The organism is Corynebacterium sp. LaCa_205, from assembly GCF_057458085.1.
Map to the genome: position 1 here is coordinate 137,551 of NZ_CP190931.1, position 25,019 is coordinate 162,569.

The 25,019-nt window shown below is 59.5% G+C and carries 29 protein-coding genes and 3 tRNA genes; 17 read left to right on the forward strand and 15 right to left on the reverse strand.

The annotated features are described in order from the left end of the window. Nucleotides 1–9: 9 nt before the first annotated feature. Nucleotides 10–450, forward strand: a complete 441-nt coding sequence (locus ACP8J1_RS00695) for a GtrA family protein (protein ID WP_023020348.1) — start codon at nucleotides 10–12, stop codon at nucleotides 448–450. Between the two features lie 120 nt (nucleotides 451–570). Here the strand turns inward: ACP8J1_RS00695 and glfT1 are convergent, their stop codons facing one another. Further along, nucleotides 571–1,488, reverse strand: a complete 918-nt coding sequence (glfT1, locus tag ACP8J1_RS00700) for a galactofuranosyltransferase GlfT1 (RefSeq protein WP_198010451.1) — start codon at nucleotides 1,486–1,488, stop codon at nucleotides 571–573. Between the two features lie 94 nt (nucleotides 1,489–1,582). Between glfT1 and ACP8J1_RS00705 the strand changes: the two genes are divergently transcribed. Beyond that, complete coding sequence (locus tag ACP8J1_RS00705) at nucleotides 1,583–2,251, forward strand: GNAT family N-acetyltransferase (RefSeq protein ID WP_023020350.1); 669 nt, start codon at nucleotides 1,583–1,585, stop codon at nucleotides 2,249–2,251. Here ACP8J1_RS00705 and wzt read toward each other — a convergent pair. Beyond that, nucleotides 2,248–3,051, reverse strand: a complete 804-nt coding sequence (gene wzt, locus ACP8J1_RS00710; RefSeq protein ID WP_023020351.1) for a galactan export ABC transporter ATP-binding subunit Wzt/RfbE — start codon at nucleotides 3,049–3,051, stop codon at nucleotides 2,248–2,250. The two genes, ACP8J1_RS00705 and wzt, sit on opposite strands and share 4 nt — an antisense overlap. Nucleotides 3,052–3,097: 46 nt before the next feature. Next, entirely contained in the window at nucleotides 3,098–3,949 is an 852-nt protein-coding gene (gene wzm, locus ACP8J1_RS00715) for a galactan export ABC transporter permease subunit Wzm/RfbD (protein ID WP_051138321.1), read from the reverse strand. 212 nt (nucleotides 3,950–4,161) lie between these two features. Here wzm and ACP8J1_RS00720 point away from each other — a divergent pair, with 212 nt between their 5' ends. Next, nucleotides 4,162–5,418, forward strand: coding sequence for an aminotransferase class V-fold PLP-dependent enzyme (locus ACP8J1_RS00720; protein ID WP_023020353.1), 1,257 nt, complete (start codon nucleotides 4,162–4,164; stop codon nucleotides 5,416–5,418). Here the strand turns inward: ACP8J1_RS00720 and ACP8J1_RS00725 are convergent. Next, complete coding sequence (locus ACP8J1_RS00725) at nucleotides 5,415–6,371, reverse strand: NAD(P)H-quinone oxidoreductase (RefSeq protein ID WP_023020354.1); 957 nt, start codon at nucleotides 6,369–6,371, stop codon at nucleotides 5,415–5,417. The two genes, ACP8J1_RS00720 and ACP8J1_RS00725, sit on opposite strands and share 4 nt — an antisense overlap. Nucleotides 6,372–6,548: 177 nt before the next feature. On the opposite strand from ACP8J1_RS00725, the gene ACP8J1_RS00730 reads away from it, so the two are divergent. Together ACP8J1_RS00730 and ACP8J1_RS00735 are read left to right on the forward strand one after the other, a co-directional pair. Next, nucleotides 6,549–6,636: transfer RNA gene (locus tag ACP8J1_RS00730), tRNA-Ser, on the forward strand. Nucleotides 6,637–6,953: 317 nt separating this feature from the next. Continuing rightward, complete coding sequence (locus tag ACP8J1_RS00735; protein ID WP_023020355.1) at nucleotides 6,954–7,208, forward strand: PLD nuclease N-terminal domain-containing protein; 255 nt, start codon at nucleotides 6,954–6,956, stop codon at nucleotides 7,206–7,208. Between the two features lie 21 nt (nucleotides 7,209–7,229). Here ACP8J1_RS00735 and ACP8J1_RS00740 read toward each other — a convergent pair whose 3' ends face one another. The 4 genes from ACP8J1_RS00740 to ACP8J1_RS00755 are packed head-to-tail and all read right to left on the reverse strand — an operon-like array spanning nucleotide 7,230 to nucleotide 10,297. Continuing rightward, nucleotides 7,230–8,237 carry a ThiF family adenylyltransferase gene (locus ACP8J1_RS00740; RefSeq protein WP_023020356.1) on the reverse strand — a complete coding sequence of 336 codons (1,008 nt, stop codon included), beginning with the start codon at nucleotides 8,235–8,237 and terminating at the stop codon, nucleotides 7,230–7,232. Continuing rightward, nucleotides 8,234–8,695 (reverse strand): molybdenum cofactor biosynthesis protein MoaE, encoded by a 462-nt coding sequence (locus ACP8J1_RS00745; protein WP_023020357.1) that lies wholly within the window; start codon nucleotides 8,693–8,695, stop codon nucleotides 8,234–8,236. The genes ACP8J1_RS00740 and ACP8J1_RS00745 overlap by 4 nt, the downstream gene beginning before the upstream one ends. Beyond that, on the reverse strand, nucleotides 8,685–9,164 hold the full coding sequence (locus tag ACP8J1_RS00750) for a MogA/MoaB family molybdenum cofactor biosynthesis protein (RefSeq protein WP_023020358.1): 480 nt from the start codon (nucleotides 9,162–9,164) through the stop codon (nucleotides 8,685–8,687). Before ACP8J1_RS00750 ends, ACP8J1_RS00745 begins: the two co-directional genes overlap by 11 nt. Next, entirely contained in the window at nucleotides 9,161–10,297 is a 1,137-nt protein-coding gene (locus tag ACP8J1_RS00755; protein ID WP_034656162.1) for a molybdopterin molybdotransferase MoeA, read from the reverse strand. Before ACP8J1_RS00755 ends, ACP8J1_RS00750 begins: the two co-directional genes overlap by 4 nt. 58 nt (nucleotides 10,298–10,355) lie before the next feature. Between ACP8J1_RS00755 and ACP8J1_RS00760 the strand changes: the two genes are divergently transcribed. Continuing rightward, on the forward strand, nucleotides 10,356–10,616 hold the full coding sequence (locus tag ACP8J1_RS00760) for a MoaD/ThiS family protein (RefSeq protein WP_023027795.1): 261 nt from the start codon (nucleotides 10,356–10,358) through the stop codon (nucleotides 10,614–10,616). On the opposite strand, the gene ACP8J1_RS00765 is transcribed toward ACP8J1_RS00760, so the two are convergent. Together ACP8J1_RS00765 and hisC are read right to left on the reverse strand one after the other, a co-directional pair. Then, nucleotides 10,613–11,005 carry a phage holin family protein gene (locus ACP8J1_RS00765; RefSeq protein WP_302517796.1) on the reverse strand — a complete coding sequence of 131 codons (393 nt, stop codon included), beginning with the start codon at nucleotides 11,003–11,005 and terminating at the stop codon, nucleotides 10,613–10,615. The genes ACP8J1_RS00760 and ACP8J1_RS00765 overlap by 4 nt on opposite strands. Then, nucleotides 11,006–12,058, reverse strand: coding sequence for a histidinol-phosphate transaminase (gene hisC, locus ACP8J1_RS00770; protein ID WP_034656168.1), 1,053 nt, complete (start codon nucleotides 12,056–12,058; stop codon nucleotides 11,006–11,008). Between the two features lie 108 nt (nucleotides 12,059–12,166). Between hisC and ACP8J1_RS00775 the strand changes: the two genes are divergently transcribed. Beyond that, a tRNA-Ser gene (locus ACP8J1_RS00775) sits at nucleotides 12,167–12,255 on the forward strand. An 80-nt stretch (nucleotides 12,256–12,335) separates the two neighbouring features. Here ACP8J1_RS00775 and ACP8J1_RS00780 read toward each other — a convergent pair. The 3 genes from ACP8J1_RS00780 to ACP8J1_RS00790 all read right to left on the reverse strand — a co-directional run bounded on the left by ACP8J1_RS00780 (nucleotide 12,336) and on the right by ACP8J1_RS00790 (nucleotide 13,814). Continuing rightward, entirely contained in the window at nucleotides 12,336–12,560 is a 225-nt protein-coding gene (locus ACP8J1_RS00780; RefSeq protein WP_034655673.1) for a hypothetical protein, read from the reverse strand. Between the two features lie 80 nt (nucleotides 12,561–12,640). After that, entirely contained in the window at nucleotides 12,641–13,024 is a 384-nt protein-coding gene (locus tag ACP8J1_RS00785) for an NUDIX hydrolase (RefSeq protein WP_023020363.1), read from the reverse strand. Nucleotides 13,025–13,052: 28 nt separating this feature from the next. Further along, nucleotides 13,053–13,814 (reverse strand): hypothetical protein, encoded by a 762-nt coding sequence (locus ACP8J1_RS00790; RefSeq protein WP_023020364.1) that lies wholly within the window; start codon nucleotides 13,812–13,814, stop codon nucleotides 13,053–13,055. Between the two features lie 117 nt (nucleotides 13,815–13,931). Between ACP8J1_RS00790 and ACP8J1_RS00795 the strand changes: the two genes are divergently transcribed. The 6 genes from ACP8J1_RS00795 to ACP8J1_RS00820 all read left to right on the forward strand — a co-directional run bounded on the left by ACP8J1_RS00795 (nucleotide 13,932) and on the right by ACP8J1_RS00820 (nucleotide 19,239). Then, nucleotides 13,932–14,294 carry a YidH family protein gene (locus tag ACP8J1_RS00795; RefSeq protein WP_034656171.1) on the forward strand — a complete coding sequence of 121 codons (363 nt, stop codon included), beginning with the start codon at nucleotides 13,932–13,934 and terminating at the stop codon, nucleotides 14,292–14,294. Continuing rightward, nucleotides 14,287–14,595: a DUF202 domain-containing protein gene (locus ACP8J1_RS00800; RefSeq protein WP_023020366.1), complete on the forward strand. Its 309-nt coding sequence runs from the start codon at nucleotides 14,287–14,289 to the stop codon at nucleotides 14,593–14,595. The genes ACP8J1_RS00795 and ACP8J1_RS00800 overlap by 8 nt, the downstream gene beginning before the upstream one ends. A 138-nt stretch (nucleotides 14,596–14,733) precedes the next feature. Continuing rightward, nucleotides 14,734–16,098, forward strand: a complete 1,365-nt coding sequence (gene mgtE, locus ACP8J1_RS00805) for a magnesium transporter (protein ID WP_023020367.1) — start codon at nucleotides 14,734–14,736, stop codon at nucleotides 16,096–16,098. 258 nt (nucleotides 16,099–16,356) lie between these two features. Further along, the gene (locus tag ACP8J1_RS00810) at nucleotides 16,357–17,931 is read left to right on the forward strand and encodes an SLC13 family permease (RefSeq protein WP_023020368.1); all 1,575 of its coding nucleotides are present in this window, start codon (nucleotides 16,357–16,359) and stop codon (nucleotides 17,929–17,931) included. Between the two features lie 41 nt (nucleotides 17,932–17,972). Next, nucleotides 17,973–19,046: a GTP-binding protein gene (locus ACP8J1_RS00815; RefSeq protein WP_023020369.1), complete on the forward strand. Its 1,074-nt coding sequence runs from the start codon at nucleotides 17,973–17,975 to the stop codon at nucleotides 19,044–19,046. A gap of 120 nt (nucleotides 19,047–19,166) precedes the next feature. Next, nucleotides 19,167–19,239: transfer RNA gene (locus ACP8J1_RS00820), tRNA-Arg, on the forward strand. 191 nt (nucleotides 19,240–19,430) lie between these two features. On the opposite strand, the gene ACP8J1_RS00825 is transcribed toward ACP8J1_RS00820, so the two are convergent. After that, on the reverse strand, nucleotides 19,431–20,609 hold the full coding sequence (locus ACP8J1_RS00825) for an IS256-like element IS1249 family transposase (protein ID WP_005323424.1): 1,179 nt from the start codon (nucleotides 20,607–20,609) through the stop codon (nucleotides 19,431–19,433). 444 nt (nucleotides 20,610–21,053) lie between these two features. Here ACP8J1_RS00825 and ACP8J1_RS00830 point away from each other — a divergent pair, with 444 nt between their 5' ends. Together ACP8J1_RS00830 and ACP8J1_RS00835 are read left to right on the forward strand one after the other, a co-directional pair. Continuing rightward, complete coding sequence (locus ACP8J1_RS00830; protein WP_023020370.1) at nucleotides 21,054–21,977, forward strand: DUF418 domain-containing protein; 924 nt, start codon at nucleotides 21,054–21,056, stop codon at nucleotides 21,975–21,977. Between the two features lie 2 nt (nucleotides 21,978–21,979). Next, the gene (locus tag ACP8J1_RS00835; RefSeq protein ID WP_023020371.1) at nucleotides 21,980–23,005 is read left to right on the forward strand and encodes a trypsin-like serine protease; all 1,026 of its coding nucleotides are present in this window, start codon (nucleotides 21,980–21,982) and stop codon (nucleotides 23,003–23,005) included. Here ACP8J1_RS00835 and ACP8J1_RS00840 read toward each other — a convergent pair. Further along, entirely contained in the window at nucleotides 23,002–24,030 is a 1,029-nt protein-coding gene (locus ACP8J1_RS00840) for a prephenate dehydrogenase (protein ID WP_023020372.1), read from the reverse strand. The two genes, ACP8J1_RS00835 and ACP8J1_RS00840, sit on opposite strands and share 4 nt — an antisense overlap. 39 nt (nucleotides 24,031–24,069) lie before the next feature. On the opposite strand from ACP8J1_RS00840, the gene ACP8J1_RS00845 reads away from it, so the two are divergent. Beyond that, a complete protein-coding gene (locus ACP8J1_RS00845) occupies nucleotides 24,070–24,549 on the forward strand; it encodes a tRNA adenosine deaminase-associated protein (RefSeq protein ID WP_023020373.1) in 480 nt (159 codons plus the stop codon). 25 nt (nucleotides 24,550–24,574) lie between these two features. Further along, nucleotides 24,575–25,006, forward strand: coding sequence for a nucleoside deaminase (locus tag ACP8J1_RS00850; RefSeq protein ID WP_034656173.1), 432 nt, complete (start codon nucleotides 24,575–24,577; stop codon nucleotides 25,004–25,006). Nucleotides 25,007–25,019: the final 13 nt, after the last annotated feature.

Genomic DNA, 25,019 nt, shown 5'->3' on the forward strand with positions numbered 1-25,019 from the left:
TACTCACTCGTGACTAACTCCGCTGATGACGCCGTAGAAGTAAAACCTTCGTCCACCTCGCTGCACACCCAACTGGTGCGATTTATTTCCGTGGGTGTAGGTGCCGCCGCCATTGACTATGGCCTGACGCTTTTATTGACGTACTTGGGACTGCACCGTTCCGCCGCCAAGGCCATCGGTTGGGTCTTTGGCACCATTGCCGCCTACCTGGCTAATGCGCGGTGGACCTTTGGGGTCAAGGTCTCCGGCCGTACGGCCGTCACCGTCGGGATCTTGTACGCCTCCACTTTCGCGGTTCAAAACTTCCTATACTGGGTGCTCAATGAGCCGCTTTTATCCCTTGGCTTAGAAGGCGTGCTTAAAGACACCATCGCCTTTGTCATCGCCCAGGGCGTGGCCACAGTGACCAATTTTGCCATTCAGAGGGCCTTCATTTTTAAAGAAAAATAACCTCACCACGGGAATCGAGCCCGACCAATCTGCGCGCGGGGTGTCAAGCTCTCGGTGGTGGCGGGTATGTGCCGCGCTTATCGATGCCCCCTTTCCCAGCCCCTGCAGTTCGGCTTCGGCCTAGCTAGGGCGTCGGAAATCTTCCCTGCGCCCGCGGTTGTGAAGCTTGAGCCATTCGATAAAGCCGGCCGGATCGTGGCGCTGGATCAGGAAGAACCAGCCAAAGCGGGCGAATTCCTGTGGCAGTAGCTTGCGCATGCCGCGTTGCCACAGCAGGTAGCCGCGATTGCGGTAAGTGAAAAACCGCTTGAACTCACCCTCTGGAAACTGGGTGTGCATCTTGCCGCCCAAAATGGGCTTAAACTCATCCGATCCATCTGGGTGCAGGTAGCTTGTGGTCAGCGCCGTGCCGAAAGAAAGCCCGGAATTGACCAGCCGGCGGTGGTATTCCACCTCATCGCCGCGGATGAAGAGCCGATAGTCCGGTACACCAATGATTTCCATGGCCGCTGCGGAAATCAGCGCGCCGTTAAATAGCGATGCGATGCCAGGCAGGAAATCGCCCTCCAGCTCATCCATTCGTCGGCGCCACACTAGGCCTTGGCGCAGGGGGAAGGCGAGCTGGTCGGGATCGTTGATATTGCATACCGCTGGCGAGACCTCATGCAAACGGTTGGCCTCGGCCACCCGATACAGCTCCGCAAGGACAGTGTTATCGGCGGGGCGGCCATCGTCATCGGCACACCACACGGCATCCGCCCCCAAAGAAAGGGCGGTGAGAAAGCCCAGCGCAAAGCCACCAGCTCCGCCCAGGTTGGTCTCCGAAGGCACGTAGACGCCGCGGTCTCCCGCCATGGACTCGACAAGTTCACGCACTGCATTTTCCGCACCATTATCCACCACGATCACCCACTGCACGGGGTGGGTTTGGTGTACCACCTGTTCGAGCGATGCCCGCAGCAGTTCGGCGCGCTGATGGGTAACAATGACGGCGGCGGTAGAACCGGTAGAAGTCAGGGTGGCAGTCATGGGTTCCATCTTGCCACCGGGGTGGGGGACCAGCGCAGAAACACTCCGCATTGGTGGAGCGAAAAGTGGATATAGGCGCAGCTTTGCGGATACTGTGAAGCCTATGGAAAACTTCTGGCCGCCTTTTGCGGTGACCATTCGGGCCTGCGATGATACGGGCCGCGGGGTTGACCTGCGTGTCATGCGCGATGAGGACATCGCACAGGTAGCGCAGGTGTGTGCGGAAGATATCTATGGCGACGACATTCCAGAACATGCATTTCCCTGGCTTTTTGATGAGAAGACGAATACCCCCGCCGCCATGGCCCAGCACCGATGGGAGCACCGAGCGAAGCTGTGTCCCCAGAAGTGGACCTTGGATTTCATCGCTCGCCAGGTAGAAACCCAAGAATTAGTAGGCGTGGTGGACCTGTCGGCAGAAAATTTTGCGGCCGCACGGGAAATAGAAACTGCATCATGGGTGCTGCACCGCTTTCAAGGCCAAGGCTATGGCACGCTTATCCGTCAGGCTATGGCGGCGTTTTCCTTCTTGCACCTCGATGCGGGTTCGCTGTGCACCAGTTGGATAAAACCCAACCGCGCCTCAGCCCGGGTGAGTGAAAAGTTGGGCTACCGCGTTAGCACCGAGGAAAAGGAAGAGCCTGCGGGCCCAGGAAAAATTAACCGGCCGGTGGTCAGCGCGCGCCTAAGCGCTGCGGACTATCACCGGCCGGAAGGGGTGCAGGTGGACGTGACGGGTGTGGGGGACCCGCTGCTGCATATGCTCAGCTAGTTGCCGCTGGTGTCCTCATTTTCAAAACGCTCGCGCAGGTCGCGGACGTAGTCGCCCACCTCAGGTCCTTCGTACTCACCGACGACCTCGGAAACCTCGCCTACCGAGCGGATCTCACCGTGGTCGATCCACAAGGCGGTATTGCATAGCTGGGCCAAAAAGTCATTGGAGTGGGAGGCAAAGACCAGGATGCCGGAGCGCTTCACCAGCTCCTGCAGGCGTACGCGTGCCTTGGCCATGAAGGCGGCGTCGACCGCACCAATGCCCTCATCCAACAACAGGATTTCCGGCTCAATGGAGGTCACCACGCCGAGTGCCAAGCGCACTCGCATACCGGTGGAATAGGTGCGCAGCGGCATGGAGAGATAATCGCCGAGCTCAGAAAACTCCGCAATCTCATCCATCTTCTTTTTCATCTGCTTGATGGACTGGCCCAAAAACAGGCCGCGGATAATGATGTTGTCGTAGCCAGAAACTTCCGGGTCCATGCCTACGCCCAAATCAAAAACGGGGGCCACCCGGCCGCGCACATCGGCAGAACCGCGGGTGGGCTCATAAATCCCAGACAACAGGCGCAGCAAGGTGGATTTGCCGGCGCCGTTATGGCCCACCAAACCCACGCGATCGCCCTCGCGCAGGTGCAGGTTAACGTCCTTCAGGGCTTCCACCACGACGGTGTTTTGGGCATTTTTGCCAATGGCGCCACCGGCAGAAGAGAGCATGGCCTTCTTCAGTGAGCGAGATTTGGCATCAAAGATGGGAAAGTCCACGCACGCGTTATACGTATCAATCGAGACCATCAGTCAGTATCCTTTCGAGGAATCTCCACAAGTACAGGGCGTGGGCTTAGACCCAGTAGCTGACGCGGAAGCGCCACTTGCGCATGACCAAGCCGGCGATGAGCAGGCCGAGCACGGTGCAGCCGATAACGATCCACCAGTGGTAGGCGGCTACCGGCTCACCGATCATGGGTGCGCGGACGATTTCTAGGTAGTGATAGAGCGGGTTGATCTCCGCGATGCGGGCTCGCCCGGCCACAGCACCGCCCTGATCCTTCAGGGTATTAGTCATCCACACAATCGGGGTGACGTAGAACAAGAGCTGGGTTAAAGCCTCCAGCAGCGGGGCTACGTCACGGAAGCGGGTGGCAATGATGCCAAAGAACATCGTGACCCACACGCCGTTGACCAACAACAACGCCAAGCCTGGGATAAAGAGGAAGAACTCCCAACCCAGGCTGCGCGGGAAGATGAGGATAAGCAACAGCCAGATGATGAGGTTATGGCCCAAAAATAATGTTTGGCGCCACACCAGGCGGTAGACGTGCACCGAAAGAGGGGCGGGAAGCTGTTTAATCAAGCCCTCATTATCAATGAAGACGGTGGAGCCTTCCTTGATACAGCCCGAAATGAAGGTCCACATAATAAGGCCCACGGTGACGTGGGGGAGGAACTCCGCGACGGGAATCTGGAAGAGCATGGAGTACAAAAGGCCCAAGGCGAGGGCCATCACGCCGGTGGCGATGGTGATCCAAAACGGGCCCAGGACAGAGCGGCGGTAGCGCTGCTTAATATCTTGAATACCCAGTTTGAACCACAGCTCGCGCTGCTGTGCACCCTGCGCAAGGTCCGCGAAGGCGGCCTTGAGGGTCTCGGACTGGGACGCTGGGGTGGCCTCGCCGTCTGGCTGGGAGGTCATGCGGGCGATATCAGCGCGCAGTTGATTGTTATCTTGCACGCTCAACACCCTAGCGCGCGGGCTGGGCAAACGGGAACTACACGCCGCTAGCCTGCGAAAACGACCGTATTCAGCGAAAATCCAGATTTGGGAAACTTGGGCCAAACGCGTATACAGTAGGGAATCGACCGCCACTGAGTGGCGATGCCTAGCGCGAAAAAGAAGGGACCGAAATGCCAGCAGGAGCTTCGGCGCACTATGACGTATTCAGTGTGCGCGGTTTATACACCGGGCTATCTGATGGTTGGACCTACCTTAACGCGCACGCGGTTCCCCAGATTTCTGAGCGAGTAGCCTCCGGCGTGGCCCGCTCTTTCCGTATGTCTACTGCGGTGGCGCCCCAGGAAGGGCCGGGTGGCGCCCACTCTGCCACACCCGCGCCGGGGCGCTTGGAAGGAGATGGGAATTACACCGCTGCGCGCATGGCCGTAGCGGATCTGACCGGTTCCAAAGCAGACCGCGTGGTGCTCGGCCCCTCCCTGCCGGTTCTTTACCAGTCCTTGGCGCATGCGGCGCGCCCGCTGCTCGGCAGCAATTCCTCACTAGTGCTCTCAAAGCTGGACCCGCCTTCCCTGTATTCAGCATTTTCTGAGGTCAAAGCAGAAACCCGCTGGGCCCAGCCGGACTTAGGTACGGGTGAGTTGCCGGGGTTCCAATTCGCCGAGCTTGTCGACGGCTCCACGCGACTTGTCGCTTTCTCTGCCGCCCACGAGCTTTTGGGTACGGTCTCCCCGACGGCTGAGATCATAGACACCGTGCATGAACGCTCTCGCGCCTGGACGCTTCTCGACGTCTCTGCGATCGCCCCCTACCGCCCCATCAACTTCGATGAGCTCGGTGCCGATATCTTGGGTCTCGACCTTGGTCTGCTGGGCGGCCCGCAGCTAGCGGCCTTGGTATTCCGCGATACCCGTATGTTCCGCCGCCTCGATGCCCTTGATCCGGTGCATGCCAGCAAGGGCGCTCGCAAGCTGGAAACGCCAATTTCCTCTGGCCTGGCCGGCGGTGTCGGACCACTCGTGGACCATCTTGCCGCCCTCGCCGGTGGGGAGAATGGCTCCCGCCGCAAGCGCCTGCGCACCTCTATGGATGCGCTTAGCGCCTACCTCGAGGACCTGCGCGGGGACCTTTATTCCTTCTTGAGCACCCTGCCTGCCGTACACATCCTCGGAGTGACGGGAGAGGCGGCCGCAGGCGCATCCGATGATCGCCTGCCGCGCCTCACCTTCGCAGTAAAGGGTGTTCCGGCCGAGACGGTTTATAAGCGCCTCTTTGATAACGGCCTTGTTACCACGCTTGCCCCGCAGACCCCGTTGCTTACGGAGATGGGTGTGGAAGAAATCGGTGGTGCCGTGACGGTTGCGCTTGGCCCCTTCAATACCTATCACGACGTCGAGCATCTCATCCGCGTCGTAGCCTCGCTGGCTTAAACGGCAAGCACCAAGGTGCCGGTGACCTCGCCGCTGTCTAGGGCAGTGTGGGCTTGGGCGGCGTCGGCAAGCGGGTAAGTAGCGTGCAGCGCGTGCTTTACGCGGCCGTCTTCCAGCATGGGCCACACATTTTCTACCGTGCCCGCCACAATCCGTGCCTTGTCTTCTAAGTCGCGGGCGCGCACCGTCGTACCCTGGATGGTCAGGCGCTTGGGCAGCATGGCGCCCAAGTTGATTTCCGCCTTAGTACCGCCCTGCATGCCAATGATGATGAGCTTGCCGTCCTTAGCCAGGCATTTCATATTCTTTTCCAGATATTTCGCGCCGATGATGTCCAAAATGACGTCGCAGCTTCCCTTCAACTCTTCTACGAAGTCGTGCTCCTTATAGTTGATGAGAATATCGGCGCCCAGCTCGCGGCAACGATCCAACTTCTCCTGTGACCCGGCCGTCACCGCTACCTCTGCGCCCAACGCCTTGGCTACCTGGATGGCAAAAGTGCCAACGCCGCCGCCTCCGCCATGTATGAGGACGCGTTGGCCCTCGTGAAGGCCCGCCTCAATGCCTAGGTTGGACCACACGGTGCACGCGACCTCAACCACTGCTGCAGTTTCCTCAACGCTGAACCCCTCGGGCACGGGAAGCAGCTGGCCCTGCGGAACCGCGACGTATTCGGCGTAGCCACCACCCGCGAGCAGGCAGCCCACCTTGGTGCCTACCTCCCAGTTCGTATCCCCGGCATCGGCGATGGTGCCTGCTGCTTCTAAGCCCAAGATTTCCGATGCCCCCGGTGGCGGCGGATAGGCACCCATCGTCTGCAGGATATCGCCGCGGTTAACGCCGGCTGCCTGCACTTTGACGAGTACTTCTCCCGAGCGCAGCTTAGGGACCTCGACTTCGCGGAGCTCTAAGGACCGGCGATCCTGCGGATCGGTCTGAACGATGGCCTTCATGTGTGTTGTAGTCATGGATCCAATCTAACGAACCTTGTGTGTCCTGTGCCACGAAATTCGGAGTAACCTACTGCGACATTCAGTGTTGCAGGTGGCTTTTTGGGAAACCGGGCTATCTATTTAGTACACTGACCAAGTTGCTTCGTAGACACGATGAGTGTTTTCGAAGAACACCATGGAGACGTGGCAGAGCGGCCGAATGCACCGGTCTTGAAAACCGGCGAGGTTTATTCCTCCGCGGGTTCAAATCCCGCCGTCTCCGCCAACGTCATAATTTATGGCTCGGCGATACCTCGGTAGCTTCTGGCTCACGCTAGGAGTTACCGTTTTCTCGTTTTACTTATGTGCGGCTATCCCGGGAGGCCTCACCCTGGATGGTGTTAACCCGAACTTGGTCATGGCGGGGCACCGGAAAACGGCTTGGGGTAAAAACCTGCTTATTGTGGTGCTGCGGCGTTTCATACCGGGGGATGACGCGCCTGGTGCGGCGCAGACTTAATCTTGGAAATGTACAGGGCAAGTGAGATGTGATTGTGATCAAGCTCTGTAGCGAAGATAAAAATTACTCGTCGAAAGGACACCATGAGCACTTCGGAGTTTTACCTAGCAGCAGCGGAATCTACTAACCCTAACGATACGTGGTGGTTCCTCGGGTTCCTTCCCATCCTTTTGCTCGTCGCGTTCTGGATAGCGGCCTTAATTTCTATCATTTTTTCTGGGTACACGCTTGCGGCGAAGGTGCTCTTTATCGTCGCTACCTTCACACTGCCCTTCTTAGGACCGCTGATCTGGTTCCTCTTTGTTCGCGGAAAAGAAGACAAGAATAGAAGGGTCTAGACGGCTCGCAGTGGGGGCGCGTTAACACGCTCCTTGTTGTTCCAACCACGCGTTAATGCCGCCACGCAGGGAAACCACCTGTGAGTATCCGCGCTCGCGCAGAGCGTGGACGGCTTGGGCGGAGCGGATGCCGCTGGCGCAATATATAACGGCTACCTCGTCCCGTGCGATATCGGGGTTTTCACCGGCGAGGATGCGGTTGAGGGGAAGATGCGCTGAATTAGGAATGGTGGACCGGGCGCGCTCGGGGTCAGTGCGGACATCGATAAGCATGGCGTGATCAGGGATCTCGCGGACCTCGGGGGCATCGTCCGGCTGGGTAGGCTCCGCCCCGGTGGAACGGATGGGGATATACTCCCACGTCCCAGAAAGGGCCTCGTAGTAGCCGAGCGTGCCCATAAGCGGGGTGCCGACGCCGGTAATGATTTTTAAGGCTTCCAAGGCCATCGCGGATCCCACCACGCCGACGATCGGCCCCAGAACGCCGGCCTGGGAGCACGAAGGAACCTCGCCTGGGGCAGGGGCAGTGGGAAAGACATCCTCGTACACGGGGCCCTTGCCCGACCAAAAGACGCTCATTTGCGCATCGAATCCCAAGATAGAGGCCCAAATGTGCGGAATGCCCAAGCTACGGGCGGCCCAAGAGCACAGGTAGCGGGCGTCGAAATTATCCGTGCCATCGAGGAGCACGTCGCAGCCGCGCAATTGCTCGAGGGCGGTGGCCGTTTCGAGGCGGCCGTGGCAGCTGATTTCTACCTCAGGATTGAGCGCGTGGAGAGCGGCCGCGGCAGAATCCGTCTTCGGCGTGCCGATGGCCGCGGTGGTGTGGATGACTTGGCGGTGAAGGTTAGAGGGGGAGACCACGTCGTCGTCGAAAAGCGAAATGCGGCCTACGCCCGCGCCAGCTAGGTAAAGCAGGGCGGGGGAACCCAAGCCGCCGGCCCCGATAACCGCTACGTGGGCTTGAGCGAGCTTGCGCTGTCCCTCCTCGCCCCAGAGCGCTTCTTGGCGGGCATAGCGGATGCTCATTCCAGACCCACCCAGTTAGTGGAGCCATCGCCGTGGCTTTGTTCCTTCCAGATAGGCACTTCTGCCTTGACGCGATCGGCGCATTCTTCGGCCGCGCGGAAGGCATCGCCGCGGTGCGCGGCGGCCGCAACTACGGCAAAGGCCAGGTCGCCGACCTGAAGATCCCCCGTGCGGTGAGCGGCCCAGAGGCGCACCGGATGGCTGGAGGAGACGGCGTCGGTGATGTCCTGCAGCTTCTCTGGCGCGGAAGGGTGGGCGCTATAGGAAAGAAGGGTGACATTCGGCCGGCCGCCATCATGATCGCGGACGACGCCTTCAAAGGTGACAACGGCACCCATGGCGGCCGTGGCGGTCTCTTCCTTGGCAGCGGCAAGGTGGGATTCAAGGGGCTGATCGCTCAAAAGCGTGCCAATGGTGCAGCCGGTCTGTTCGGCCACATAGGAGGGATCAGTGCTCATGTACTCCTTCTAACATATCGACGATCGGAACAATTAATTTATCCAAAACCGCACAGCCGTCTTTTACCCCGCCGGTGGAACCAGGCAGCGTCATAGCAAAGGTGGAGTCATTAACACCGGCAATCGCGCGGGAAGCCACCGCGGTGGGCACGCTTTCCAAGCCTTTCTGCCAGAAGGCCACTGCGATGCCAGGCAGCTCGCGGGTGATATGCGGCGCGACAGCCTCTACCGTCTTGTCGTCTTGGGTCAGGCCGGTGCCACCAGAGGTCAAGATGACCGAGGGTTCTTCGGCGAAGGCGGCAGCAACGGTGGCGGCAATATCGGCATCGGGGACGATGCGTGCAGCGGGGCAGTCAAAGCCCTTGCGTCGCAGGAAATCTACCGCGATGGGGCCGGATCGGTCCTCGTAGATACCCGCGGCGGCGCGAGTAGAGGCGACGATGACGATGGCGGTGCGTTGCGGACTCATAGTGGGTAAACCTCGACTTCTTGGCCTTCCGCAAGGCGTTGGCCGGCAGGGATGCGGATGAGATGGGTGGCATCGGCCGCTTGGGCGAGCAGATGGGAGCTAGCGCCACCGAGGATATGGGCGTGGGAATCGACGCGCCCGCGGCGAAATTGGTCCTTGCATGGGAGGCCTTCAATGCCTGCCGCGAGCGGAACGCGGAATGGCTCCGGAGCCCAGCCCAGTGCCGGGGCCACGAAGAGGCGGAAACTTACCAACGTGGAAATGGGATTTCCCGGCAGACAGATCACCGGCGTGCCGTGGAAAGCAGCGATACCCTGTGGCCCGCCAGGCTGCTGATCCACATGACCAAACCAGCCATCGAGCACTTGGCGTACTACTTCAAACTTCCCAGCAGAGATTCCGCCCGAGGTAATGATGGCGTCCGGGTGATGCTGTGCAATGGCGTCTGCGAAAGCGTGGGTTAGGGCCTGCGGGTCATCATCGGTGGTGATATAGCCCGCGACGTCGATGCCGGCGCGGTGGGCCAATGCCGTCAATAACGGCGCATTGGCGTCAGGGATGGCGGCGCTACCACTGCCAATCTCTGCTCCGCCGGTGCAGATGAGGATCCGGGCGGGGCGGTAGACCTCCACCTCGGCGATGCCTTGGGAAGCAAGGGCGGCCAAGCGGACCGGTGTGAGCTTATCGCCTTGGGCTGCCAGGAGGGCGCCTTCTTCTAAGTCCGAGCCGGCGCGGCGGATGAATTGCCCAGGTGAGGTCTCCGGCACGGTGACACGGTCACCCGGGGCGAGGAATTCTTGTGGTTCGCAGTGCTCAATGGGCACGATGGCTGCAGTTGCTTCCGGAACTTTGGCGCCGGTCATGATGGGGCAGGCCGCGTTGAGTGAGCCGTGGAGCACTTGGGCGGGCTCTGTGCCGGCGGCGATGGTGGGGCCTACCTGGTAAGTCCCGGCCGCACACTGGGGAAGGGCGTAGCCATCCATTTGTGAATTATCAAAGCGCGGGGAAGGGAAATCAGCGCGGATATCCGCAGCTAAGACCATATCCTGTGCCTGATTGAGGGCCACGGTGGTCACGTGACGTACGGGCAGGGCCGCGGCGACCTCGCGCGCGTGGGTTTCAGGTGTGCGCATGACGGTTAGTTTACCCACGGTCTCGACACGGCAGGGGTGCGTAGGCATAGTAGAAGGCATGTTGACCGTTCACTATTTCGCTGCCGCACGCGCCGCCGCGGGGGTGGCTTCTGAGCAGGTAGACGCTCCCGCTACCTTGGGTGATTTGGTAGTGCAGCTGGGCAAGGACCATACCGGCACCACTGCGGCCGGCATGAGCCTGAAAGAAGTGCTGGGGCGCTGTAGCTTTCTTATCGACGGCGCTGGGAACACCGTCATGGATTCCCCCCTGGCCGGCGTGACCCGCGTGGACGTCCTGCCGCCTTTTGCGGGCGGCTAATCGCGCTGGCGCAGCGGACTGGTAAAGAAATTGATGACGCTGCTGACAATGGAAAGCACGATGGCGCCGATAATCGCGGCGCCCCAAGAGTCGATGACAAGGTGGCCAATTCCGAGGTCAAGCGTATTGAGCGCCCACTCCACGATGATGAGCGCTGCGCCGTTTATGACGAAGGAGAAAAGCCCGAGTGTCAGGCACGTCAGCGGTGCGCCGAGGATGCGCAGCACCGGCGTGACTACGGCATTAATGATGATGAAGACGATGGCAATGGCGATGAAATTTCCGGTTTCAGCCGGAGTGATGGAGATTCCGGGAATGACAGTGACCACGGCCCACAGCGCCACCGCGATGGCAAAGACATTCAGGGCGAAGTTAATGAGCGATCGCATTTAGCCTCCTATGGTTGCGTTCCACGCCTGCAGTAAGGCGTCGGTTTCTTCCCTGGTGGTAACGGTAATACGAATGCCCTCGCTAAAGGCACGAACGAGCACGCCGCGTTCAGCTAGGTGGGCGGCTATCTCCTGTGGAGTGCCCAGACTGGCAAGATTCTTAGCCGGCAGCCACACGTGATTCGCCTCGGAATGCGGCACGCCCCAGTCCTTCAGGGCTGCTTCTAGGCGCTCGCGCTGGACGACGGTCTCCTCGGTACGCTCCCGCAGCGAATCCTGCGCCGCCAGTGCCGCGCGGGCGCCAACCTGTGCCACGGTGCTGGCGGAGAAGGGGATAGCCACCTTATTGAGGGCTTCAATGATATTTTCCGGGCCGAAGGCATAACCGATGCGGACCCCGGCCAGGCCATAAGCCTTAGAGAAGGTGCGCAGGCACACCAGGTTGGGATAGGTACCCACCAGCTCCGTGCCCAGCGGGGTGTCGGTGGCGCGGTTGTATTCGATATAGGCCTCGTCGAGGGCTACGAGTACGTCGGCAGGCACGGCATCCATGAATGCGGCGAACTCGGCCTTGGTAATCGTGGTGCCCGATGGGTTATTGGGATTGCACACGAAGATGAGCCTGGTTTTATCCGTGATTTTCTTCGCCATGGCAGGAAGATCCACGCGCTGATCTGTACTGAGCGGAACCGGGATAGGGTGGGCACCCACGACTTGGGCGAAGATGGGGTAGGCCTCGAAGGAGCGCCATGGGAAGAGGATTTCTTCGCCAGGGGTGGCGGCAATTTCTACCAGCTGTTGGCACAATGCGGAGGAGCCGGTGCCCACCGCTACCTGCTGCTGATCCACGCCCAGGTGCGCGGCTAGGTCCTCGCGCAGTGCGGTGGCCGCAATATCCGGGTAGCGATTAGCCTGTGCGGCTGCCTCCGCCATGGCCGCGGCCGCTTCTGGCAGGGGCGGGTGAGCCGCCTCGTTAGAGGAGAGCTTGAGTGCGTCATCGTTGCGCGCACCAGCGACATAGGCAGGGATGGCTTTCAGATCGGGGCGAATCATGCCTACCACTGTAGGGCCTGCGCCTTTGTTGCGGGAGCGAAAGCAGGGGGCTAGTTTGGCAGCGGCGGGGCAGGCAGGTATTCTCAAACGAGGTTCCTTGTGAACCGTGGAGATGTGCCAGAGCGGCCGAATGGGGCTCCCTGCTAAGGAGTTGACCCTTCTGGGGTCCGGAGGTTCGAATCCTCTCATCTCCGCCATCTAATCCCGAGCGCGCACGCTCGGGATTTTTTAATTCGCGTTTTCTATTCTCGTCGGCTCCGTAAAGCGGAGAAATCTGCTATTTGCGCTGGTACTTGGCGCAGCGGCGGAAGAGCGTGAGCATGCCAACGCCGAAGATGAAGCTTCCGGTAAAAGCCGCAGCGCGCAGGGAAGTGACCTCGTGGAAGAGGGCAGGCACCATGAGAATGGCGATAACAGAGCTAATGACTCCTAGGACGAGGAAAGTAATCGTCACGATAGGTCCCGGTGTGGATTGCTGCGGCATGGAGTTCAGTCCTTTCATCACTCAATTCTGATGAAAATAACTCTAGGTTGCCCTCCCAGGAGCTGCAATAGGAAATTCTTAAGGGATCAAGCAGGGCCTTAGGATTCTAGGGCAGGAAAGACCTCGTCGCACAGCAGGTGGGCGAGCTCCCGCTTTGGGTTGGTGGGGTCTACCCATGCGAGTTCGGCAATCTCTGCGGCTGCGCGGGCAAGGACTGGGCGCGGATAGGTAAAGATGTGGCCGCGCACGGTTTCGCCGGGTTCGTTGGCGGCCGGCGCGTCGAAGGTGCCGAGCAGGGAAAGCTCCGGGAGGCGGACCTCCACACCGATTTCCTCTGCGACCTCGCGGGCTGCGGCCTGTGCAGGGGTTTCGCCAGCCTCAAGTTTGCCGCCAGGTAACTGGAACTTGGTGGAAGAATCTTTGCGCACGGTGAGGATATGGCCAAAGGAATTACGGAAAACTACGGCGGCAACTTCAATCATGGGCCCGACTATAACTCGCTGCGGCGGTTTAATTCAGAATGCCGGGTGCCCACTCGCGCTCCACTTGGGCAAGCGCTGCTTCTATTTGTTGCTCTTTCAAGCCGATGTCGGGAGTACCGGCGGATACCGGGTCACCGGCGAGCACGGCCAGTAGTGCCCAGCCATTATTAACGGTGGGGCTCACACGCAGAGCGTCGGGGTTTTCCGCAATGGCAGTGCCATCTGACCTCATCAATTCAGGCGGATAGTCGACAGCTTTCACGGTTGCGAGCTCTGGTAGTACTTCCGTGGAGCCATCAGGAAAGAACACCATGATGCGCGCCTGGTGGAAGTAATAGTGGTCATCGCCTATAAGGTTCTTTTCTTCCTTGGTGTCAAAGTGGTAGAAGTTTCCCACCAGTACCGGATAAAACTCGAGCCAGTTATTGGCCCACGCTGTGCGGAGCAGAGTGCGCTCATTGTGGGTCGAGGTCAGCCAGCGAACGGGCTTGGAAATGCCGAATGCGATGATAGGCGGGCTGATGAGCAAAGCGATGCGGAAATCGAGTCCGGTAAGAGCAAAGGGGAAGAGCCCCAGAATTACGATGCTACCCATATGGAAGAGCCGGAAGAGGAAGTCGAATTTCGTATGGTTCTTGGAGGGGCACGGGCCGTTGTTAAAAACGGTCTCGCGCAAGCCGGTGGCATCGGGGCGGGTATTTGGGGTGCTGACGCGCTTGATGTTCTCTTTGCTGAAAAACTCGTCCTCGTTCGGGGAGGATGGCGCGTAGTTGCATAAGCGCAGGTTCATAGGGGATGGGTGCTCCTTTGCTCAGGGGGCTCGCCTGCGCCTATGAGACTACGGGAAGGTGAAGCGTTGCGCGGGCTTGTCGCGACGCAGGAGATAAATGAATATAAAGTGGTGCCCATGAGTGACTCGAGGTTTCCCCGTTCGGTGTTTGCAGTTGGCACCGACCCTGATCCGCGTTTCACGCTCGCTAATGAGCGCACGTTCCTGGCGTGGATTCGCACTTCCCTGGCGTTGATTGCTGGCGGAGTAGCACTTGAGGCCTTTGACGTTCCGCTGCCAGACACCCTGCGTGCCGCGGTATCGGTCTTCATGTTGATAGTCGCCATTATCTTGCCCGTGGTGGCGTGGGGGCATTGGAAACAATCAGAGCGCGCAATGCGAGAGAATCGATCGCTACCGTTTAGTTTCGGCCTTCCGGTCCTTGTTGCTGTAATCGTGGTGGTGGCTGGTGCGCTTTTGGTAGGCGAGTTCCTTGTCTAACCAGCCCTTTGATCCTGGTCTGCAACCAGAGCGCACGCGCCTGTCTTGGCAGCGCACCCTTTTGGCGCTTTCCTTAGTGTTGCTAGGCGTGATGCGGGCGGTGAGTGTGCGCGTCTTCTTGCCGCTCGTCCTCCTTGCCGCCGGGGTGCTGGCGCTGGTCTTGGCGGTGTGGCAACGTGCCTCGGTTGTCGACGTCGCCCTGTCTTCCCAGGCTCCCCTTCCGCATGCAATCATTTTGGCCAGTACCGCCGGTCTGGTGTCTTTGCTGGCAGCCTTCGCCCTGTGGGGTCTATTCCTGTAGTCATCCCGGTGTCGTCATTGAGGTGGCTTCTGGGCGTCGTCATGCGGCCAGGGAGGATCTCTGGCGGATTTTCTGGGCAAATGACGTAGTCTAAGAAGGCTGAAGTCAATAACCTGGGGCTGGAAAGGCGGGTAGGCCATGGCGGAGACCACCGAGCGGGCTAGCGATATTGTCGAGGCATGGCTCAAACAAGAAGACGCCATTGACCCCACCAAGGCCCCGCGCCTCCAGGAACTCCTGGAGAGGGTGCCCCTGCAGGAACTCATCGCCGTCGTCGAGCGGCAAAATGCCGTCCGGTCGGCCTTGGCCCTGCGCTTGCTGCCGCGCCAGAAATCAATCGTCGTCTTTGATGCCCTCGATGCAAAGCATCAGGCCGATATCATCGATGAGCTGGGCAATGCTGATGTCTATGAGTTCTTCGACGAGCTTGACCCGGAAGACCGCGTGGCTTTGCTGGATGAGCTGCCCGCGGAGATTGCGGACCGGCTGCTGCGCTCACTGACTCAATCCAAGCGCGATGTCACGGGCGTGGTGTTGGGCTATGTCAAGGGTTCGGTGGGGCGCCGAATGTCACCCGAGGTGCCTGGAATCCACCCGGACATGAGCGTGAGGGACGCGCTGTTTAAACTGCGGGAGACCGCACATGAGCTGGAAACTATCTACACCGTGCCCATTACCCGCGAGGATAGGCGTCTTGTGGGGGTGGTGAGCCTGCGCGAAATCTTCACCGCTGATGCCGCGCTGACCATGGCCGATATTATGCACGACCCCATTTTTGCCCGTGCTAGTGCTGATGCGGAAGAAACCGCGCGTTGGTTCCTCCCATTGGACATTCTTGCGCTGCCAATCGTGGATGATTCGCACCGCTTGGTTGGTCTGCTGACGTGGGACGATGCTACGGACATTGTGGAGGAAGAAGATAGCGAGGACTCCGCTCGTGCTGGCGGTACCGAGGCCCTTCAACAGCCGTACCTATCCACGCCTTTGCTCAAGCTGGTGCGCTCGCGCATCGTATGGCTGCTCGTGCTGGCAGTTTCTGCGCTGTTGACTGTGCAAGTATTGGACTCCTTTGAAGGCACGCTGGCCAAGGCCGTGGTTCTCTCACTATTTATCCCGCTGCTGACCGGCACCGGTGGCAATACCGGCAATCAGGCTGCCACCACTGTGACTCGTGCTTTGGCTCTGGGCGATGTCCGCACCCGCGACCTCGTTGCCGTTTTGTGGCGCGAGCTACGCGTCGGCATGTTGTTAGGCGCCGTGCTCGGCTTGGCGGGACTGGGCCTGGCTACGCTGGTCTATGGCATGAGCATCGGCTTGGTCATCGGTTCGACGCTGTTTTTGATTTGCTCGATTTCTGCGACCGTAGGCGGGCTGATGCCCATCGTGGCTAAGACCATCGGTGCCGATCCGGCGGTCTTTTCTAACCCGTTTATCTCTACCTTCTGTGATGCTACGGGCCTCATTATTTACTTCCTCATTGCTAAGACCGTCCTGGGCATTTAACCCATCCTTCATCGATCGGGGGTGGAGGAGTGGTGGAACCATTTCTGGTTTTAGGCAGGTGTGGTGTGTGCTATTCGGGGGTGTGGGGGTGGTTTATTGTGACGGGATATGGTTTCTGCGTCACATGTTTTGTATGGTCAGTGCATGCTTCGCAGTGAATTAGATAACTTTCTATTTGCTGTCTAGGCCAGCTAATAACCTGGGAAGTACGGAGCATATCCCTCAGCACAGTCCTCTCTTAGTGAAGGAGCGCGCGGTATGACCACCCCGCATACTCACGAATCCACCGCCCACACCGAAGGTGACGAAGCCCCTAAAGTCCCACGCGGCGAATGGCGCCGGCAGTTTATTGGCCTCTTCGTGGGCTTGGCATTGGCGGTACTTGTCTTCTTTATCTTCCCCTCCAATGCCATCGAGACAGTCCAAGGCTCCTCTGGCGCAGATCCGGAAGCCGAGTACACGCTTGGTGCCATCCGCGCTGTTGCAGCGGTGACGATCCTTATGGGCGTGTGGTGGATGACTGAAGCTATTCCGCTCGCTGCCACCGCGCTGCTTCCGTTGGTTATTTTCCCACTAGCTGGCGTCGGATCAATCAAGGAGGTAGGCGCCCCGTATGCCTCCGCCACCATTTTCTTGTTCATGGGTGGCTTCCTTATCGCGCTGTCCCTGCAGCGCTGGAACCTGCACCGCCGCTTGGCCCTCTATGTGGTGAAGGTGATTGGTACCTCTCCCAAGCGCCTCATCTTGGGCTTTATGCTGGCCACCGGATTTTTGTCCATGTGGGTTTCTAATACGGCTACGGCCGTGGTGATGCTGCCTATTGGCACCTCGGTGCTCGCGCTGACCGCAGAGACCGTAGGTGGCTGGCAGAAGCAAAAGAAATTTGCCACGGCCCTCATGCTGGGCATTGCCTATTCCGCGTCCATTGGTTCGCTGGGCACGCTCATCGGCACCCCGCCGAATGCCTTCCTGAACGCGTATATGGCCGATACCTGGGGCGTTACCCTTGGCTTTGGTCGATGGATGGCGGTCGGTGTACCGCTCGCCGTGATCTTCTTGCTGATTGCTTGGGCACTACTTATCACCATTTTCAAGCCAGAGATGAAGGATATTCCGGGCGGCCGCGAGCTTATCGACGATGAAATTAAGGCCCTCGGCCCTTGGACCCGCCCTCAGATTATGACCGGCATCATCTTTGTTCTGGCCGCCGCAGCGTGGGTAATCCTGCCGCTGGTGCTTAAGGAATTTGAGAACTATGACGATGCCATCGTGGGTATCGCTGCCGGCATCGTGCTCTTTATTCTCCCGGCGGATAATCAGCGTCGCACTCGACTGCTCGACTGGAAGACTGCCAATGAGATGCCGTGGGACGTTCTCTTGCTCTTCGGTGGTGGCCTATCGCTGTCCTCGGTCTTTAATTCTTCCGGACTGTCCCTGTGGATTGGTGAGATGGCCAAGGGGCTGAGCGTCCTCCCAGTTGTCCTTATCGTCGCCGCCGTAGCCGCACTAGTGCTCTTCCTGACTGAGATCACCTCTAATACCGCAACGGCTGCCACCTTCATTCCAATTATGGGCGGCGTTGCCGTGGGTGTTGGCCTGACCGCGGAGGGAGATATCAACGTCCTTCTGCTCACCATTCCGGTGGCGCTCGCGGCAACCTGTGCATTTATGCTCCCCGTGGCTACCCCGCCGAACGCCATTGCCTATGGCTCTGGCTACGTCAAGATTGGCGAGATGATCAAGGGCGGTCTCGGACTCAATATCATCGGCATCTTCCTCATTACCCTTACAGTGTATCTGCTGGCAGTGCCTATCTTCGGCCTCTCCATCTAGGGACGTAGCCATTCCCTAATGAAAAACGTTATCATTAGGGAATGGCTACACCCGTTACCGTGCTGTCCGGATTTTTAGGCAGCGGAAAAACCACGCTTTTAAACCACCTGCTTGCTAACCGCGAGGGGCGCAAGCTGGCCGTCATTGTCAATGACTTCTCCGAGGTCAATATTGACGCCGCCCTCGTTGCCGGCGAGGGCCACCTTGAGCGCGGCGAGGATCGCTTTGTCGAGCTATCCAATGGCTGCATCTGCTGCACCTTGCGCGAGGATCTCATCGAATCCGTGGGCAAACTCGCCCGCTCCGGCTGCTTCGATCAGATTGTCATCGAATCCACTGGCATTTCCGAACCCATGCCCGTTGCGGCCACCTTTGAGTGGGAGTTTGAGGATGGCACGACGCTTGCCGAAGCCGCGTCTATCGACACCATGGTTTCCCTCGTTGACGCCTCGACCTTCCTGACGCACTTACGCCGCGGCAAGAGTCTCGCATCCCAGAACATCGAAGCCACGCCTGACGACGACCGCACCGTGGCTGACCTCCTAGTGGACCAAGTTGAGTTTGCTGACCTTATCCTCATCACCAAGACTGATTTGGTTGATGCTGCCGAAACCGAACGGGTCATCGCTACCGTGCGCGCCATGAACCCCCGTGCCCGCGTCGTGATTGTTACCAACGGTGTCATCGACCCGCGACTCGTCCTCGATGCCCACTTGTATGACACAGCTACCGCTGCCGCCTATCACGGCTACGCCGAAGAACTGGCCAACCCACATACTCCCGAGACCGAGGAATATGGCATCTCCTCGGTGGTCTTTCGTGCGGATCGGCCCTTTAATCGCGAGCGCTTACTTGCCGCCCTGCGGGCCAGTACCGGTCTGGTGCGTTCCAAGGGTTATTGCTGGATCGATACCGATCTGCGCGTCGCGCACGCCTGGCAGCAAGCCGGCCCGAACCTCCAGATCATGCCCGCGTCCCTCTGGGCGGCCAATGGCGTGACCCCTGGTGCTGAAATTGTTCTCATCGGCATTGACTTCGACCACGAGGCCACCCTGCAAGCTTTCCGGGACGCCCTGCTTTCCGACGCCGAAGTTGCCGCCCTCATTCCTTCCTAAAGCCTTCCTGCTTCTCGTGGGTAAACACTAAGTGAACTGGGGATTTGGTAGTTTCCCAGACCGTGGGTATAGTTATTTCTCGTTGCACAGCAGAGCACACGCACTGCTTACCAACGGTCTGCGCCCGTAGCTCAACGGATAGAGCATCTGACTACGGATCAGAAGGTTGGGGGTTCGAATCCCTCCGGGCGCACAAAATGAGCCGCCTTCGGGCGGCTTTTCTTGTATCTAATCTATTTCACAGGTGCCCATCTATGAAGTCTTCCTCATTGCTGCCGGGGCTCATTGCTGGCATTGTTCTTGGCCTCGCACTATGGCTCGGTTCTGGGAGCCTGTGGCGGGTTAAGGGTCAAAATGTGTGTCTGGCTCGGCGTGTCGCGGGGGTTAGATTTGGCCTTTTTGAATGCCGATTGAGTGGGTGTAGTCGGTGTCGATAGCGTTGTCGTAGAGGGCTGGGCGTCCTGTTTCGTGGTCGGCTTGGTTCTCGGTTTGGGTCAGGGTGGATACTTTGGCGAGTTGGCCCTGGCCCCAGTCGGACTGCCTGGCGATTCGTACTGGATCGTCAGGCAGTTCCGTTTTTAAGTAGAGCCACCAATCCAGCATGCGGCGTTGTCGTTCGCCTGATCTGCCGCGGTGGGTTCTGGCGAGCAGTTTGAGCTGGGCGTTGATGCCGCCTTCTAAGCTGTTGGTGGTGGATTTGATCCGCTCGGGCGCAAGGACTCCTGCTGGCGGGTTGAGGTAGACAAACAGCATCTCGGACCGCCAAAGATGGTTGAGGCTGTTGTAGGCCTTGCGCACGTTGTGGTGGGTCCACACGCGGGTCCATGCACCTGTTTTGGGGTCTTTGATCATGGTTTTCTCGTTCATCCATTCCCGGTAGATCGTTGAAAACTCGTGCAGTTGCACACCCCACGCGGCGGCTTCATCCAGTGTGGTGATCCGGGTCAGTTTCAGCGCAAGTCGGTAGATGGTGCGCCCGGCATCGGTGCGTGGGTTGGTGGTGGTGTAGCGGCGGACCACGCGTTGGGCGTGGACGAGGCAGCGTTGAATTTTCGTAGTCGGCCAGCACTTTTTGATTGCGCTGTATGCGCCTTGGCCGCCGTCGATGACGGCGATGAGTGGGGCTTCGATGCGTTCAAGCAGCAGTTGGTAGTCGCGGGTGGTTTCGTGTTTGCACCAGTGCCAGGCGATCACGTGGTCGATGGTCGCCGCGACGATCAGGCAGCCACCGGCGGTGTAGGTGCCATCGAGAAATACCTGGTCGTAGATCCGCTTGTGGTGGCCGGCGGTGGGGTCAGGCACATCAACGAGCCAGCACCACTTGAAGCGCCGCTTCATGGTGGCGCGGCTAACACCGTTTCGTTTGGCTAGGTCGTCGAGTGATATTGCGGTGGTGCAATGCTCGATGAACTGGGTGAACACTGCCGCGTTGGTGATGTCGTTTCGACGTTTGACGCTGGAGGCGCCGCATTGTTTGCAGCGCCATCTGGTGGTGCCTTTGCTGGTGGTGCCGTTGCGTTTCATTTCACCGCCGCAGTGGCAGCGTGGTTGGTTCTTCGACATTGCGACACCACACCACGCCGCGCATAGCACATCACGGCTGCCACACCGAGGATTTCCCGTCGGGGGCTAGATATATGCTTCCGGAGCATATACTTTCCGGAAACCTACAGGTCAATCCGTGAAAATCCGCGATTCCGGACACACTTTTTGACCCTTAACCCCCTGTGGCTCCTTCTGGGCGGAGTTGTGCTTAGTCTAATATGCGCCCCGCTTCTCAAGCTTGTTGCTGATCCCTCTCGGTCGCGCAAATATCGCGATGATAACTTCCGCGATTAGGCGGATTTTCGCTGCAGTAAAAAGTCTTAAGTAACCCCTTTATAAAATGCAGGACACGTATAAAACGTTCACAGCAACCTTCCAAACAGGTTTAGTAGAAAAAGAAAGTCTTTATTAATAAGGGGACTGCGGCAACGCGCTCCCCTCTGTCTTGAAGGAGAACGCTCGGTGTCCGCATCTTCGCGCATCGTTGGGCTTGATATAGCCCGTTCACTTGCCATTATTGGCATGGTAGTCCTGCACATGGCCTCCCTCGTGTGGCATACCAAAGTCATTCTCAACGGCCTGCCCGCTGCGCTTTTTGCCATTTTGGCGGGCATCACATTGATGATTATTGCCCGCAATTTCACGGTGACGACGCTTCTGCGCATCCTCGCCCGCGGCTGCATAATTACACTCATCGGCCTCGCTCTACTGCCCCTTGGAGGTGAGATTCAGGTCGTCCTAGTAGTAATTGGCATCACCATGATGTTGCTGTGCTGGGTTCCCCCGTTGCACTGGGCCTGGAAGCTAATCCTATTCGCTGCCGCCACCGTAGCCGCGACCGTGAAATACGCTCCGCTGACCCTACCGCAGGTCTACCCACTGCTGGCCTATATCGCATATTTCCTCGCCGGCATGCTGCTCTATGAAATCTATATTCGCAAGCAACGCGCAGCTGCGCAGTGGGTTTCCACTGCGATAACCGGCATCGTTGCCGCTATCGGTTTTTACTTCCGCTTTACTACGGACATTCCTGGCTGGCTACGTTTTACCGGCCACACCGGCGTCGTGGGTGAGATCGTGCTGTCCATTGCCGTCGCTGCAGTCGTCCTACATCTCTGCCTGCTTGCTGGTCGAGCTGCGTCCAAGCTGGTCTATCCCTTTGCTGCGCTGGGTGCGATGTCGCTGAGCATCTACATCTTGCACGTGCTCACCGCCTACTACTGGCAAAGCCACATCGCCCTGCACAACACCGCCTGGGCCTGTGCCTTCATTGCCCTCTTCCTCGTTATCGCAACCCTGTGGCGCCGCCTGATAGGGAAGGGGCCGGCCGAATGGGCCGTCGCCAAAGCCATTGCCATCGCCGTTCCTGCCGGAAAGAAGGACTAATCATGCAGCACAAAATTTTCCCCGCCTTGCTCGCCGCCAGCATCGTGGCACTGACTGCCGCCCCAGCCACTGCACTCGAACACGGTGATCCAGCAACGGACTCCCCGGAGGCCCGCACCGTCGCCCAACTCAAGATAGGACGCGTGGGTAGTTTCGGTGATTGTACCGGTACTCTCGTGGCCGCCCAATGGGTGCTCACCGCACGTCACTGCCTCGAGTCCGTGAATAACACGGGCACCCAGGCCCGCATCAACGGAACCACCTACGACACTGATTCCTGGGCACTGTCCCCGCTTTCCGACGCCGCCCTTCTCCACCTCACCGCCCCTGTCACCGATACAAAGCCCGCAGAGATTTCCACCCAAGTTCCGGAACCGGGCAAACGCGGCACACTCTACGGCTGGAGCAGTAGTTCTTCTATGGCGCGCCGCGGTCAGCTGCCCCAAGCGGAAATGGAAGTGGCCGAGCTCCTCGGCGGTAGCCCCGCCGGACCTACTGCCGCGGACGCTGCCGCGAGCGCCGGTGCGGATGCCGATGGCGGAGAAAGCGTTCCCGCGGCCGAGGCCATGCCGGGACTTAAAATGCCGGAGGGTACAGAAAGCGTGCCAGCCAGCGAGGCGATGCCGGGTGGGGCGCCCGATGACCCGATGCCGCTTATCGAAAGCGCCATCCTCGACGTTCACTCCACCGGCCGAGCCGGTATGCAAGGCGGCGACTCCGGTGGCCCCTTCTTTGTCGACGGTAAACTCGCCGGACTCGCCACGGCGGGCACCGCGAACGGGGACCCAGACCTGCCTTCACCTAGCGCGGCTATTACCACGCTGGCCGGCACCAAGGACTGGATCGAGGGAGTGGTAAGCGGACGCGATAAGGAAGCGATTCTCACCGCGGAAACCACTCCCGAACCGCCGAAAACCCCGCAGACCAGCGCCGACCACGCTTGGCTTTATGCCGAAATAGCAGTGCTAGGTCTTATTGCCGCCGCGGTAGTATCCCGCATTCCCGGCCTACGGGGGCGCAAGCACTAGAAAATCTCGATGCGCCCGCCCAGGGACTCGGATTGGCGCAGCTGCGCTACCCACTTCGGACCGCCTGGGTGCAGGCGCAGCACCGGGCGGGAAGAAATCTTGACCGGGGAAACCGATTCCTTGCGCGCGCCAGAACGGGCATCGATACGGGTGCGGGCGCGATAACCGGCGTCGGAAAGCTCGGCGATGGAAGGCTCGGGGGAGTCGAGCTTCTCGCGGGCGTCGCGAAGCAGATCCAAGGCCTCGTCCAAAGCCTCCACCAACGCCGGGGCATTGGTTTCGCACATCTGCTGCACTAGCTCCGGGTGCGTACCGGCCACGCGCGTGGCGTCCTTGAAGGAACCGGCAGACAGGGACTGCGCCAAGATTCCGCCGTTATCGCCCACCACGGCGAGAATTTCGGCGAAGACATGCGGCAGGTGGGAAATGCGCGCCACCGCAGCATCGTGGTTAGCTACGCGAATAGGAACCGCCTCCGCGTGCACCATCTGCGTCATGCGTACAACCTCGGTAAAGGTCTCAATCCACTGCTTAGGAATCTTTTCCCCACGCGCCTCGCACTCTGCGGCATAGTCATAAGTAATGCCCCACGCCGCACGGCGGAAGAGGTCCCGCTGGGAGTTATCCCAACCGGACTTGGAGGTGCCCGCCATCGGGTGGCCGCCCACATAGCGCGATTCCATGCCGCGTTCGAGGACCTGCTGGCGTACCGCGGTCTTCACGGAAACCACATCTGTAATGCCGCAGCTAGGCGCGTGCTCCTGGATGGCATCGAGGACCTCGCCCACTGCGGTCATGGGAACAGCAATCACAATGAGCGCGTTTTCCGCTTCCGCGCGGGTCAAAATAGCGGGAAGATCATCGGTGACGTCAAAGCCCTGCTTTACTGCAGTGCGGGCGCCAGAAGTGGAGTGGTTATATCCAAAAACGGGGTGTTTATATCCGGCTAGATCGCGCAGCAGAGAGCCGCCGATGAGGCCGAGGCCAATAATGCAGATAGGGCGTTGAACATCTTGAGAACTCACGGTGACAATTGTGGCACAACACGACTAATCTCACGAGGTATGAGCAACGAAAATTACTCCTTCGCGGTAACCGTCGCCCGCACTGCGGGCCAGTGGCTGGTGCGCAGCTTCAACGATGACTTCGAGGATCCGCAGACCTCCATTAATGCGGTGCGCAGCCTGCGCTCTGAGGGCGCTGCGTTCGCGCTGCTGTGTGTGGAGGATGCCTATTTCATTGCCGTGCGCCCCGTGCCGGGCGGGGTGAAGATGCTCATTTCGGATGCCACCTATGGCGTTGATGATGACTTTGCGGCCGATTTCATGGATATCAACGACCATGAAATCCCGGATGTGGACCCTGAAGAGGCCGACCCTTATGGCGAAGGCGATTTCGATATCTTCGCCGATCTCGGCCTATCCGAGGATCAGGTGGGCTACATCATCGACAATGACGAAGATTGGCCTTCTGATATGTTGCTGCGCATCGCCGGCGAGCTCGGCTTCGGCGATGAACTGGAAGACGTCATTGATAACGCCTGAGCCCCTCCTGCGCGCAGAGGCCCGCATGCGCCGCGCCCTGGACGTCGCCAGGTGCACCCCGGCAGGCGATGTGCCGGTGGGTGCGGTGCTTTTTGATGCCGCCGGAAAAGAACTCGCCACCGGAGTAAACCGCCGCGAGCAACGCGCCGATCCCACAGCCCACGCCGAGGTAGAGGCGATCCGGCAAGCAGTGCGCGTCCATGGCGCCGGCTGGCGCCTTTCCGGCTGCGAGCTCGTCGTCACCCTAGAGCCCTGCGCCATGTGCTCCGGTGCTTTGCAGGCTGCGCGCGTTTCTTCCGTAGTCTTCGGCGCTTTTGAACCCAAGACCGGCGCGTGCGGCTCGCTAATCGATGTCCTTCGTGCCCCCACTGCGCCCTTTACCCCGCAGGTTCGCGGCGGCGTTCTTGAAGAAGAGTGCGCCGCGTTGCTCAGAAACTTCTTCGGCGACCTGCGCTGAAAGTGCGTACACT

Bases quoted from the DNA above. Each gene is read 5' to 3' on its own strand.
- ACP8J1_RS00720 (WP_023020353.1), top strand. From the start codon at position 4,162: ATGCCAGCAGGAGCTTCGGCGCACTATGACGTATTCAGTGTGCGCGGT.
- ACP8J1_RS00845 (WP_023020373.1), top strand. From the start codon at position 24,070: ATGAGCAACGAAAATTACTCCTTCGCGGTAACCGTCGCCCGCACTGCG.
- ACP8J1_RS00780 (WP_034655673.1), bottom strand. From the start codon at position 12,560: ATGAAAGGACTGAACTCCATGCCGCAGCAATCCACACCGGGACCTATC.
- ACP8J1_RS00810 (WP_023020368.1), top strand. From the start codon at position 16,357: ATGACCACCCCGCATACTCACGAATCCACCGCCCACACCGAAGGTGAC.
- glfT1 (WP_198010451.1), bottom strand. From the start codon at position 1,488: ATGGAACCCATGACTGCCACCCTGACTTCTACCGGTTCTACCGCCGCC.
- ACP8J1_RS00725 (WP_023020354.1), bottom strand. From the start codon at position 6,371: ATGAAGGCCATCGTTCAGACCGATCCGCAGGATCGCCGGTCCTTAGAG.
- ACP8J1_RS00790 (WP_023020364.1), bottom strand. From the start codon at position 13,814: ATGAACCTGCGCTTATGCAACTACGCGCCATCCTCCCCGAACGAGGAC.
- wzm (WP_051138321.1), bottom strand. From the start codon at position 3,949: ATGACCTCCCAGCCAGACGGCGAGGCCACCCCAGCGTCCCAGTCCGAG.
- hisC (WP_034656168.1), bottom strand. From the start codon at position 12,058: ATGATTCGCCCCGATCTGAAAGCCATCCCTGCCTATGTCGCTGGTGCG.
- ACP8J1_RS00850 (WP_034656173.1), top strand. From the start codon at position 24,575: ATGCGCCGCGCCCTGGACGTCGCCAGGTGCACCCCGGCAGGCGATGTG.
- ACP8J1_RS00735 (WP_023020355.1), top strand. From the start codon at position 6,954: ATGAGCACTTCGGAGTTTTACCTAGCAGCAGCGGAATCTACTAACCCT.
- ACP8J1_RS00740 (WP_023020356.1), bottom strand. From the start codon at position 8,237: ATGAGCATCCGCTATGCCCGCCAAGAAGCGCTCTGGGGCGAGGAGGGA.
- ACP8J1_RS00760 (WP_023027795.1), top strand. From the start codon at position 10,356: ATGTTGACCGTTCACTATTTCGCTGCCGCACGCGCCGCCGCGGGGGTG.
- ACP8J1_RS00795 (WP_034656171.1), top strand. From the start codon at position 13,932: ATGAGTGACTCGAGGTTTCCCCGTTCGGTGTTTGCAGTTGGCACCGAC.
- ACP8J1_RS00825 (WP_005323424.1), bottom strand. From the start codon at position 20,609: ATGTCGAAGAACCAACCACGCTGCCACTGCGGCGGTGAAATGAAACGC.
- ACP8J1_RS00785 (WP_023020363.1), bottom strand. From the start codon at position 13,024: ATGATTGAAGTTGCCGCCGTAGTTTTCCGTAATTCCTTTGGCCATATC.
- ACP8J1_RS00835 (WP_023020371.1), top strand. From the start codon at position 21,980: ATGCAGCACAAAATTTTCCCCGCCTTGCTCGCCGCCAGCATCGTGGCA.
- ACP8J1_RS00755 (WP_034656162.1), bottom strand. From the start codon at position 10,297: ATGCGCACACCTGAAACCCACGCGCGCGAGGTCGCCGCGGCCCTGCCC.
- ACP8J1_RS00745 (WP_023020357.1), bottom strand. From the start codon at position 8,695: ATGAGCACTGATCCCTCCTATGTGGCCGAACAGACCGGCTGCACCATT.
- ACP8J1_RS00705 (WP_023020350.1), top strand. From the start codon at position 1,583: ATGGAAAACTTCTGGCCGCCTTTTGCGGTGACCATTCGGGCCTGCGAT.
- wzt (WP_023020351.1), bottom strand. From the start codon at position 3,051: ATGGTCTCGATTGATACGTATAACGCGTGCGTGGACTTTCCCATCTTT.
- ACP8J1_RS00750 (WP_023020358.1), bottom strand. From the start codon at position 9,164: ATGAGTCCGCAACGCACCGCCATCGTCATCGTCGCCTCTACTCGCGCC.
- mgtE (WP_023020367.1), top strand. From the start codon at position 14,734: ATGGCGGAGACCACCGAGCGGGCTAGCGATATTGTCGAGGCATGGCTC.
- ACP8J1_RS00765 (WP_302517796.1), bottom strand. From the start codon at position 11,005: ATGCGATCGCTCATTAACTTCGCCCTGAATGTCTTTGCCATCGCGGTG.
- ACP8J1_RS00815 (WP_023020369.1), top strand. From the start codon at position 17,973: ATGGCTACACCCGTTACCGTGCTGTCCGGATTTTTAGGCAGCGGAAAA.